Source organism: Azoarcus sp. TTM-91 (assembly GCF_012911025.1).
Taxonomy (GTDB): Bacteria; Pseudomonadota; Gammaproteobacteria; order Burkholderiales; family Rhodocyclaceae; genus Azoarcus.
Genome location: NZ_WUEI01000144.1, coordinates 1 through 10207 on the forward strand (window position 1 = coordinate 1; position 10207 = coordinate 10207).

13 protein-coding genes are annotated in these 10207 nt (G+C 67.7%); 7 read left to right on the forward strand and 6 right to left on the reverse strand.

Annotation, left to right across the window (positions count from 1 at the left end; genetic code table 11):
* The first annotated feature begins 220 nt into the window (after nt 1-220).
* A complete protein-coding gene (locus GRF61_RS21790; protein WP_169152725.1) occupies nt 221-655 on the forward strand; it encodes a DUF2846 domain-containing protein in 435 nt (144 codons plus the stop codon).
* Nucleotides 656-765: 110 nt separating this feature from the next.
* Here GRF61_RS21790 and GRF61_RS21795 read toward each other — a convergent pair whose 3' ends face one another.
* The gene (locus GRF61_RS21795) at nt 766-2388 is read right to left on the reverse strand and encodes a methyl-accepting chemotaxis protein (protein ID WP_169152726.1); all 1623 of its coding nucleotides are present in this window, start codon (nt 2386-2388) and stop codon (nt 766-768) included.
* A gap of 339 nt (nt 2389-2727) precedes the next feature.
* On the opposite strand from GRF61_RS21795, the gene GRF61_RS21800 reads away from it, so the two are divergent.
* The 3 genes from GRF61_RS21800 (at nt 2728) to GRF61_RS21810 (ending at nt 4315) form a co-directional block, all read left to right on the forward strand.
* Complete coding sequence (locus tag GRF61_RS21800; RefSeq protein ID WP_169152727.1) at nt 2728-3249, forward strand: O-acetyl-ADP-ribose deacetylase; 522 nt, start codon at nt 2728-2730, stop codon at nt 3247-3249.
* 215 nt (nt 3250-3464) lie between these two features.
* Nucleotides 3465-3629, forward strand: coding sequence for a hypothetical protein (locus GRF61_RS21805; protein WP_169152728.1), 165 nt, complete (start codon nt 3465-3467; stop codon nt 3627-3629).
* Nucleotides 3630-3898: 269 nt separating this feature from the next.
* Nucleotides 3899-4315, forward strand: a complete 417-nt coding sequence (locus tag GRF61_RS21810) for a helix-turn-helix domain-containing protein (protein ID WP_169152729.1) — start codon at nt 3899-3901, stop codon at nt 4313-4315.
* Between the two features lie 104 nt (nt 4316-4419).
* On the opposite strand, the gene GRF61_RS21815 is transcribed toward GRF61_RS21810, so the two are convergent.
* The 4 genes from GRF61_RS21815 to GRF61_RS21830 form a co-directional block, all read right to left on the reverse strand.
* A complete protein-coding gene (locus GRF61_RS21815) occupies nt 4420-4809 on the reverse strand; it encodes a type II toxin-antitoxin system RelE/ParE family toxin (RefSeq protein WP_169152730.1) in 390 nt (129 codons plus the stop codon).
* Between the two features lie 15 nt (nt 4810-4824).
* Nucleotides 4825-5127: a type II toxin-antitoxin system Phd/YefM family antitoxin gene (locus tag GRF61_RS21820; protein WP_169152731.1), complete on the reverse strand. Its 303-nt coding sequence runs from the start codon at nt 5125-5127 to the stop codon at nt 4825-4827.
* Between the two features lie 192 nt (nt 5128-5319).
* Nucleotides 5320-5697 carry a shikimate kinase gene (locus GRF61_RS21825; protein ID WP_169152732.1) on the reverse strand — a complete coding sequence of 126 codons (378 nt, stop codon included), beginning with the start codon at nt 5695-5697 and terminating at the stop codon, nt 5320-5322.
* 150 nt (nt 5698-5847) lie between these two features.
* Nucleotides 5848-6762: a LysR family transcriptional regulator gene (locus GRF61_RS21830; protein WP_169152733.1), complete on the reverse strand. Its 915-nt coding sequence runs from the start codon at nt 6760-6762 to the stop codon at nt 5848-5850.
* A gap of 102 nt (nt 6763-6864) precedes the next feature.
* Here GRF61_RS21830 and GRF61_RS21835 point away from each other — a divergent pair, with 102 nt between their 5' ends.
* From GRF61_RS21835 to GRF61_RS21845, 3 genes are read left to right on the forward strand one after another with little or no spacing between them, the layout of a single operon-like run.
* Nucleotides 6865-7104, forward strand: a complete 240-nt coding sequence (locus tag GRF61_RS21835; protein WP_169152734.1) for a hypothetical protein — start codon at nt 6865-6867, stop codon at nt 7102-7104.
* Nucleotides 7105-7114: 10 nt separating this feature from the next.
* Nucleotides 7115-7318 (forward strand): 4-oxalocrotonate tautomerase family protein, encoded by a 204-nt coding sequence (locus GRF61_RS21840; protein WP_169152735.1) that lies wholly within the window; start codon nt 7115-7117, stop codon nt 7316-7318.
* Nucleotides 7315-7749, forward strand: a complete 435-nt coding sequence (locus tag GRF61_RS21845) for a nuclear transport factor 2 family protein (protein WP_169152736.1) — start codon at nt 7315-7317, stop codon at nt 7747-7749. The genes GRF61_RS21840 and GRF61_RS21845 overlap by 4 nt, the downstream gene beginning before the upstream one ends.
* An 81-nt stretch (nt 7750-7830) precedes the next feature.
* Here GRF61_RS21845 and GRF61_RS21850 read toward each other — a convergent pair.
* Nucleotides 7831-10207, reverse strand: a 2377-nt coding sequence (locus GRF61_RS21850) for a c-type cytochrome (RefSeq protein WP_169152737.1), incomplete at its 5' end; no start/stop codon positions are given.

Genomic DNA, 10207 nt, shown 5'->3' on the forward strand with positions numbered 1-10207 from the left:
CATGCCTGGTGGCCTATTGCGGCGGAGATGGCCGCGACATGGCTGAACGCGGCGAGCATGGGGGCGAAGCTTGGCAACGCCCGCCTTGGGCATGGTGATGGCAAGGGGCCGAGATGGCATGTTCAGTAGTGCGTTCGGTACTTCACTGCATTGCTTTTGTCTTTTTTCCATCATTGGGCTTCGTATATCGAGTCGCCTCCTGGTAATAGATATGCGTTCAATGCTGGCTGTCGCTGCGATCCTCACCCTGTCTGGTTGCGCAAGCGTTCAATTGGGCTCCCCGGAGAAGACCGCAGAGGTCAAGAAACTGCAGGCAAAGCTGGGTGTCGGCCAGGTCTTCGTTTGCCGTGATGGCTCCATCGTCGGCATGGCGATCCGCCCGGATGTCGAGCTTGATGGGAAGGCGATCGGTACCGTGGCCCGAAAGACTTTCGCCTATCAGGAAGTGCAGCCGGGCGAGCACACCCTGGTGGTGAAGACGCTGGAGCATGATTCGACCTTCCCGTTCAAGATCGCGGCCGGCGAGCAGAAGTTCTTCCAGATCTGGATCTCTGTCGGCCTCATCGCCGGACGGGGCATCGTCGATGAAATGGACCCGGCCAAGGCGAAGGATTGCATCGCCGGCGGTGAGATGGTCGAGGCGACTGCCAAGTAAGGAAGCGAGTTGGCCTGCTGGGGGCCTGGATGCAGAAAGGGCGATGACTCAGTCATCGCCCTTTTTCATTTCCAGCTGCTGGACCGGGTTGTTCCCCCGGTCTCTGCGGCTCAGCGCCCGCTGAGCGTGAACCGCTGCACGCTGGCGTGCAGCATCTCGGCCAGGGACTTCATGTCCGACGAGGCGCCGGACATGGAGTGGGCGGCGGCGGAGGTTTCCTCGGCCATCTGCACGATGTTCTCCACCCGGGCGGCGATGTCGCGGCCGGCGGCGGATTGTTCCTGCAGCGCGGAGGAGACGTCGTCGATGGCACGCTGTACCGACTGCGCGTCGGCGTCGATCTCGTGGACCATGTTGCCGGCGCTGCGGGCTTCCGCCAGGCCGTCCTGCACCGCGCTGACGGCGGCGGTGAGGCGGCTGCTCATCTGCTGGGTGCCGGACTGGATGGAGGCCACCATGGCGCTGATCTCCTGGGTGGAGTGGGTGGTCTTCTCCGCCAGCTTGCGCACTTCGTCGGCCACCACCGCGAAGCCGCGGCCCTGCTCGCCGGCGCGGGCGGCTTCGATGGCGGCGTTGAGCGCCAGCAGGTTGGTCTGGTCGGCCACTTCCTTGATGACGGTGACGATGGAGGAGATGCGCTCCGACTCGCTGCCCAGCATCTGCGCGGTTTCCGAGCTGCGGTTGATGGTCTCGGCCACGGTGTCGATGCGGTCCACCATCTGGCGGATGCTGCTGGCGCTGGTGTTGGCCTTGGTGCTGGCCACGGTGGAGGCGTCGCGCGCTTCCTGGGAGATGGCGGCGATGTGATCCACGCTGGTGGACATTTCTTCCAGCGCGGCGGCCATGGCGCTGGCGAATTCGGACTGCGCCTCGATGCTCTTGAACACCGTCTGCGAGTCGGTTTCCAGCTGGCGGGCGGCCTCGCCCACCTGGCGGGCGCCGCCGTTCACCTGGCCCAGCGCCTCGTTGAGGGCATCGGCCATGCGGATGAAGGCGTTCTGCAACTGGCCGACTTCGTCTGCCGAGCTGGCCCGCATGCGCACGCCGAGGTTGCCGGCGGCGAGCTGGTCGGCCACCCGCACCAGCTCGCCCACCGGCCGGGTGATGGAGCGGGTGACCAGCACCGCGCAGACGATGGCGGCCAGCGCGGCGACGGTGAAGGCGGTGAGCAGCACGACGAGGCTGGAGCGGGCGTCGGCCTTCATGTCCTGCATCACCTGTTGGGCGCGCACGCGGACGACGTCGATGAGCTTGTTGGCGTTGTCCTGGATGGCACCGATGAGGTGGCGGCTGTTGCCCATGCCGCTCATGACGCCGTTGCGGTCGCCCTGGTTGGCGGCGCGCACGATGTCGCTGACGTAGGGGCGCAGCGCATCCAGCGTGTCGGCGATGGCCTTGCCGGTGGCGGCGATCTCCGGCTCCGGCGCGCTGGCGAAGGGCTGGGTGTCGCGGCGCAGGCCGTCCAGGGTGTCCAGCTGCTGCTGGGCGATCTTGCCGATGTCGGGTGAATCCACGGCGCCCAGCATGTCGCGCATCTCGATGCGGTAGCGCAGCGTGCGGTAGAGGAAGTCGGTGGCGAGGCGGGAGCGGTCCAGGCCATCGCGTTCGACGACGAGCGCCTGCTTGTCGATGCTCAGGGCCTTGAGGCCGATGAACACGGCAGCGGCGCCGAACAGCAGCAGCACGAGGCCGAAGGCCAGCAGCAATCTCTTGCCGATCATGATGTTCTTCAAGCTGTTTTTCCTTTATCTCTCGTTGCCGGGGCCGCCCGCGGGCCGCCTTGTCTTTTGTGTCTCCTGCCCCGGAAACCAGCCTGTGTTGCCCATCGGCAATCCGCGGCATGCCTCCTAAAGCGGCAAGAAGCTTCAAGTGTGAAGTATTAGCGGCGATTTGTGGCGAGAATTAAATCGCCATGCAGCGGAGAAGAGGAATATCCGCCCGTAATGCCCGGCGTCAGCGCGGCGCAGGCCATCGGGCAGGGCTGCAATGTCCGCTGCTCGCGGTCAGCCCGGGCGCGCAGCGCCGCCTTCCGGCGCCCGGGCGCACAATGGCTGGCACAAGGAGAATCCGCCATGACGCTCATCCTGCGCGCGCTGCAAGCCGACATCACCACCCTGGAGGTCCACGCCCTCGTCAATGCCGCCAACAGCTCGCTGCTGGGCGGAGGCGGCGTGGATGGCGCCATCCACCGCGCCGCCGGCCCGCAACTGCTGGAGGCCTGCCGCCAGATCGGCGGCTGCCCTACCGGCGAGGCCCGCATCACCCCCGGCTTCCGCCTGCCGGCGGACTATGTGGTCCATACCGTCGGCCCGGTCTGGCGCGGCGGCCGGGCCGGCGAGGCCGCGCTGCTCGCCGCCTGCTACCGCAACTCGCTGGAACTGGCGGCCGCGCATGGGGCGGAGAGCGTCGCCTTCCCCGCCATCAGCACCGGCGTCTACGGCTATCCGCCGGAGCTGGCGGCGCCGCTGGCGCTTGCCACCGTGCGTGCGCATGCGGCCGGGCTGCGCCCACTCCGGGAAGTCCTGTTCTGCTGCTTTTCGGCGGCGGATCACCAGCGTTACCTCGCGCTGCTCGATGGGGCGGACGGTGGCTGAGCCCCTCCTGCTCCCTCCCTGTCTGGTCCGGATTGGCACGGATGCTGCTCCGCAACATCCAGCCGCCGGCGGACGATGGGGCGCAGATCCCGCAATCCCGCGGCGCAGGTGGCGGCCAGCTGAAGGCCACTGGCGGGTATCGCACCGCGCCGGGGCATGGCCGCCGCGATTTGCGCGCTGATGGTGCCCGACAACAGACGAGAGCGAGGTGCGAAATGCGGTTCGAGATCCTGGAAAAAGTGGAGCGCTGGCTGGTGGGCAGCGCGGGCGAGAGCGATCAGGCCCTGCAGGCGCGCCAGGCGGAAGACGACGATGTCGCCGCCCGTGAGCCGGAAGAGCTGGACCCGGTGTACTGGCTGCCGCCCTTCCCGCCCTGCTGAGCCTTCAGCACCTGCGGCCGGTTCAGCCCCCGACCGGCCGCACTCCTCAGCCGCGCAGCAGCGCACTTTCCTGCGCGGCCCAGATAAAGCCCCAGCCCGGACACCCGGTGCTTGCCAGGGTTGCGTAGCCGCGCCTGCTCGGGTGGTGGCGTGCGCGATGCGGCCACGCCCATGTCGAAGGCTGGCCGCATCGGCATGCCGGTTCTCCGGATTGCTTGCTGCGCGAGGGAGCAGGCATCCTGTGGCTTCAAGTCGACTTGAGGCCAAGCATGCCCACGCTGGACATCGGAGAGGTCGCCCGCCGCGCCGGGCTGCCGACCTCCACCCTGCGCTTCTATGAAGAACGCGGCCTGATCGCCGCCACCGGCCGCAACGGTCTGCGCCGCCAGTTCGATGCCGGCGTGCTGCAGCGCCTCGCCCTCATCAGCCTCGGTCGCGCCGCCGGCTTCTCGCTGGACGAGATCGCCGCCATGCTGGGCAACGACGGCCAGCCCACCATAGACCGCGTCCAGCTCGCCGCCCGCGCCGACGAGCTGGACCACAGCATCCGCCGCCTCACCGCCCTGCGCGACAGCCTTCGCCACGCGGCGGTGTGCCCGGCGGCCAGCCACCTGGAATGCCCGTCGTTCCAGAAGCTGCTGCGGGTGGCGGAGCGCTATCGGCCCAGGAGAAAGAGCAGGAGCTAGCGGGAGTTGCGCGGTGTCTCGCCGGAGGAACGGGCATTCGCGCGGTGGATGTGCTGACGACTCCATTGCTCGATACCCTTCTGACCACCGGAAAAGGCCGGGTCTTACCTGTTGCCCCAAAGTGCCGTGAAATCGAAGGAGAGCTGCCGCTGATGCCGGATGGAGAGCAGATAGACCGTCTGTTTGCCGTGGGTATACAGCAGCAGATAGTTCGCCATCAGGTATTCACGGATCTCGCCGTCCGCCGCGATTCCCTTCAGCTGCGCGGTGAGGCGCTCCTGGAGTGTCACCGCTTCCACCGAGTTGCCGGGACGTTGCAGAAAAGAGCGTCCCATGGCCGGAAAGCGCTTCAGATTGGGAATGACGGTGTCGCTCAGTTCGTCCAGCAAGGCATCGAAGGCCTGGGGCGCTTCGGCGTCGGCAAGGAAGCGCTCTATTTCCTCCAGATTGCGCTCGAAGTTCGCGGTGAGTTCGAGGCGGAGTACGGCGGTCATGGGGCGGGAGGCTGCTCAGCCGGCCGACCTGTTTGCGCGGCGCCGCTTCAGTGCGGCAATTGCCGTCTCTGCATCCTTTGTGCGTCCTGCGGCGACGTCGGCCAAGCCCTTGCTGGCCTGGTCGAGAAGAAGCAGGTGAATGCGCTCGCGCTCGAGGCGGTGGTAGTAGTCCAGCCGCTCGGCGTCGATCAGCGCGACATAGCTCTCGCCATTCTTGGTGATGATCTTCTCGGCACCAGCCTTCACTTGGTCGGCCAGGTCGGAGAGGTTCGCCCGGGCTTGGGAAAGCGGGATGACATCGCGGGCTGAAATGGCCATGGAGATCTCTCTGACGTACAGAATTCTGCACATATTACGCGCTTGAGGGGCGGCCTAACAGCCCTACGATCTCGTTGACCACCGCAGCAATAGGCCGATCCGTCAGGACCTTGCGCGCGGGCAGCCCGGCATAGACAGGGAAGCGCACCCGGATGACTTCCTCTTCGCGTTGGGGCTGCGTGGGAAAGGACGCTACAGTTGCCGGCGGACAACTTCGGCAACGCAGGTTTCCTGATCGAGTGAGGGCAGCAACACGAAGGTAAGTGGGCTGGCCAGGATCTGTTGGCGCAAGACGACGTCGTCAGGATGGACTTCTTCGCGGTAGGTCATGAACCCGGAAGAGAGTGCCATGACCTGTAGGGAGGAGGCATTGTCGAGCAGTGCCCGGTAGGCGGTCACGTTCTGTCTCGCATAGGCCTCGTAGCCATGGCTGGCGATGAAGGTCGAGAGGTCGCCATTTCTGGCGATGAACTGGGCGTCCAGATCGACGAATGCGGTATTGAGACGTTGCGCCAAGGCAAGGCCGGTGGCGCTTTTCCCTGCGCCGCCAGGGCCTGTCAGCTGGATCATCCCTGCTCCCGGTATATGGCGGGGGCGCTCTGTGAGTCTTTTTTCTTTGTCCAACTGTGCGGCTCCCGGACAGGCGCGATTATGTCCATGCGCAAGGCGTGATGCCCCGCTTCCCCTTGCCCCTGGAAGGCGTCCAGTGCATCCGGAAGCTCATCTGTCGCCCAGGGCCTCCAGAACGTATTCGATAAAGACGCGCACTTTCAATGGCATGTGCCGGTTGCCGGGGTAGATCAACGAGAAGGGGCGCGAGCGCCCGGCAAATGGCGTCAGCAATTCGACGAGCGCGCCGCTCCGCAGGTCGTCCTCGACGATGAAGCGGTAGGTCTGCACCAGGCCGGCTCCCGCACGCGCCAGGGTGGCGACACCCAGCAGATCTTCGGAACAGGTGTAGCTGCCATCGGTGATGACATCGAGGTCCTGCCCGCCCTGGCGGAACGCCCAAGGCACGCGCTGGCCGGTGCTGGGCAAGACGAACTGTATGCACTCATGCCGCGCCAGATCTTCCAGGGCAGCGGGTGTCCCGGCATGGGCCAGGTATTCCGGCGCGGCCACCACCACCAGCGGGGCATCCATCAGCTTGCGCGCGACCAGGCCCGAGTCGGGCTGCGCGCGAGCGCGTACCGCCAGGTCGAAGCCCTCCGCGGTGAAGTCGATATTGCGATTGCTCAGCTGCACGTCGATCCGCACCTGCGGGTATTGCTTGCGAAAGCCCGGAAGCAGGCGCAGCAATCCATGGTGCCCCAGCGTGGTGGGGACGCTGATGCGAACCACGCCTGCTGGCGCGGCCTGCCGCCCTGTCAGTTCGCGTTCGGCCTCAAGCAACTGGTCGAGGGCTTGCTTGCACTGCGCGAAATAGGCGCGCCCGCCGTCCGTCAGGCGGACCTTGCGCGTGTTGCGCACGAACAGCCGCACTTGCAGACGCTCCTCCAGCCGGCCGATTGCCCGGCTGACTGCTGCCGGTGTCAAGCCCGCCTGGGCCGCGGCGCCGGTGAAGCTCTCCAGCTCCGCTGCCAGGCAGAACAGCTCGATGCTGCCGATCATCACATCGCTGAATTGCCTGGCCATTTTTACCTTGTGTAATTTATGAAGTTCATCCCGCTCAGTTTATCAATCAAGGTGACGTAAATATCCTCTGACTCCTGCCAGTTCAATCAGGAGTCAATCCAAATGACATCTTCCGTTTCGATCGTCTTTCATAGTGGCCATGGCCATACGGCGAAAGTCGCCCAGGCCGTAGCCGAAGGCTGCGACGCCACGCTGCTAGCCATAGACGCATGGCTGCCTGCCACCCGCAGGCTGGGAGCAACTGACCGCGGCGCGCGCCATCGTGTTCGGCTCGCTGGCGACCTGGACACCGCGCGGCTGTTTGGCCGGCGGATTGCCGATGTTGTCCGTCGCATGAACTGACGAAAGCGCCATGCCCTACGTGAACATCAAAGTGACGCGAGAAGGCGTCACCCGCGAGCAGAAGGCGGCGCTGATAGCCGGCGTGACGGAGCTGCTGTTCCAGGTGCTGGGGAAGAGCCCCGCACTGACGCATGTGGTGATCGAGGAGGTAGCGCTCGACAACTGGGGACTGGGCGGTTTGTCCGTTACAGCGTTCCGGGAGCAAAACCGATGACGACCAGAAGCGATTTCGCCGATGTGGCCGCGGTGCTCGGCGATTACTTCGCCGGCCTGCACCACAGCGACACCGCCCTCCTGAAACGTGCGTTTCACCCCGAGGCGCACTATTTCTGCGCCACCACGGGGACTTTGCAGCATCTGGACATGGCCCGGTATTTCCCCATCGTCGACAACCGGCCCTCACCGGCCAGCCAGGGGCACCCGCCGGCGGACCGCATCCTCGCCATCGAGTTTGCGGGTCCGGTCACCGCCTTCGTGAAGGCGGAATGCGCCATCCCGCCCAGGTTCTTCACCGACTTTCTGACCTTGGTCAAGCTCGGCGGCCGCTGGCAGATCATCAGCAAGGTCTTCCACTACGAGCTTGAAAACGGCTGGGAGGGGCGGAAAGCGTCGCCCGGCGCGCATACGTCAAGCGCGCAGGTTTGAGGTCGGTTCAGGGCCTTCCCTCCGGGCGTCGAAGAGCGGGGGCTGGGCGGCTTTCCGCTTCACTATTTCCGAGTGCCCCGCTCAGTGGACGCCGCCTTTCCGCAAGCGCGCCACCGTTTCCTCCAGTCCCTGCCAGGCTGGCTTGTCCGGCGCGAAGCGGGCGCGGAGGTAGGCGCTGAGGTCGGCGATCTGGCGGTCGTCCAGGCTGGCGGCGAAGCCGGGCATGTAGCCGAGGTCGCCGTGGGCGGGGGACTGGATGCCGCGCAGGATGATCTGCACCAGGTTGTCCGGGTGCGGGCTGTGCAGGTTGCTGTTGAGCGCCAGTTCGGGTCTCACGCCGAAGAGCTCCGGGCCGTTCTCCTGGTGGCAGGCGGCGCAGGCGCCGTCGTAGAGGCTCTCGGCCGGGCCGGCGAGGGTGACGGCGGCGGCTTGGGCGCGCTGCTGCAGGGCGCTGGCATAGCCGCCGGCGGTGGCCGGCGCGGGCGCGGCCTTGGCGTGGGAGGCGAGGTAGGTGGCGATGGCGCGGATGTCGCTGTCCGGCAGGGCGGCGAGGGATTCGACCACTGGCGCCATCGGGCCGGAGGCGACGCCGTGCTGCGGTGAGTAGCCGTGGCGCAGGTAGTCGTACAGCGCGCTCTCGGTCCACGGCACCGGGGCGTGGGAGAGGGCGTTGAGCGGCGGCGCTTCCCAGCCTTCGGCGAAGGCGCCGGCGTAGCGGTGTTCGCCGCTTTTCTCGGCGCCCAGGGCGTTGCGCGGAGTGTGGCAGGCGCCGCAGTGGCCGGCGCCTTCGACCAGGTAGGCGCCGCGGTTCCATTCGGCTGAGCGCGCCGGGTCGGGCTGGAAGGGGCTGGGGTCGTGGTACAGCAGCTTCCAGCCGGCCAGCGCCGGGCGCAGGTTGTAGGGGAAGGCGAGCTTGGTCTCGGGCGCCTTGGCCTTTACCGCCGGTTGCGCCATCAGCCAGGCGTAGAGCGCCTGCATGTCGTCGTCGCTGAGCTTGGCGTAGGCGGTGTAGGGGAAGGCGGGGTAGAGGTGGCGGCCGTCGCGGTGGATGCCGTGGCGCATGGCGCGCTCGAAGGCGGCGTAGGACCAGTTGCCGATGCCGGTTTCCGGGTCGGGGGTGATGTTGGTGGTGTAGATGATGCCGAAGGGGGTCTCCAGCGCCAGGCCGCCGGCCAGCGGCGCGCCGTCCGCAGTGGTGTGGCAGACAGCGCAGTCGCCGGCGGCGGCGACTAGTTCGCCGCGGGCGAGGGTGGCGGCGGAGTAGAGGTCGGCCGCCGGTGGCGCCACCGGGGCGATGGGCGGGCGCCAGGGCAGGGCGGTGGCGAGGGTGGCAGCGGCTGCAGCGGCGGCGGCGCCCAGCCAGCCCAGCTTGCGCTTGCTGCCCGCCTTGGCGGCGGCCGTGTTGCGTGCTTCCAGCGCGAGGCGGATGCGTTCGGCGGTGAAGGGCGGGGAATCCAGGCGCACGCCGGTGGCGTCGTGGATGGCGTTGGCGACGGCGGCGGCAGCCGGCAGCAAGGTGGCGCCGGTGCCGGCGAGGCGGGGTTCCGATGTGGCCGGCAGGGATTGGTCGGCAGACGGCTCGGTGCCGAGCAGGGCGGCGTTGAGCAGCGCGATTTCGCCGGGCGCGGCGGGTACGGCGGTGGCCGGCCAGTCGTCGAAGGCAGGGCCGGCTTCGGCGCTGAGCAGGCGGCCGGTGGTGTCGGCGATGGCCTGGCGCATGCCGCCGTGCTCCAGCGCCTGAGCGGCACCGGCGTCGCTGCCGACGAGGACGCGGCTGACGGCCACTTCGCCGCTGCGGGGATCGACCGCGACTTCGGCCATCCAGGCGGCCCAGGCATCTTTGCGGGCGTCGATGGCGGTGGAGTCCACGGTGTTTTGCGGGTCGTTCTCCCAGTCGGCTTCGCTGACATGGGCGCAGGCATAGCCGCGGCCGCGCAGCAGGGCGTCGTCGCTGGCGGGGGGCGGGCCGGCTTGCTCGCCGAGGCGGCGCAGCAGGCTGGCGCCGCGTTCGTCTTCCAGCCGTTGCAGGCGGTATGCCAGCGGATCGGCGCCGGCGGCGCGGGCGGCTTCGTCGATGAAGGATTCCTGGGCGAAGACCTGGCCGGGCAGGCTGGGGTCGTGGGCGGCGGGCGGGCGCGGGCTGACCACTGGCGCGGTGCTGGCGAGGCGCAGGGCGGCGCTGCGGTAGGGCGGCGGCAGCACCGCGGCGGCTGTGGCGGCTTCGGCGGTCGGCGAGCCGACGCCGGCCAGGCGCAGCGCCGGCAGCAGCGGGGTTTGCGCGGGTGGCAGGGTGGTGAGGCGGTAGGCGGTGAAGCGGGTGGCGGCTTTGTCCGCCGCGATGGCGCCGGCGCCACCTTCATCAGCCGCTTCGATGTGGCTTTCCTGCGCGCCGGCGAGCGCGGCGCTCCATTGCAGTTCGGCGTGGCCGAGCAGCACCTGCACCGGGCGGCCGAGGCGC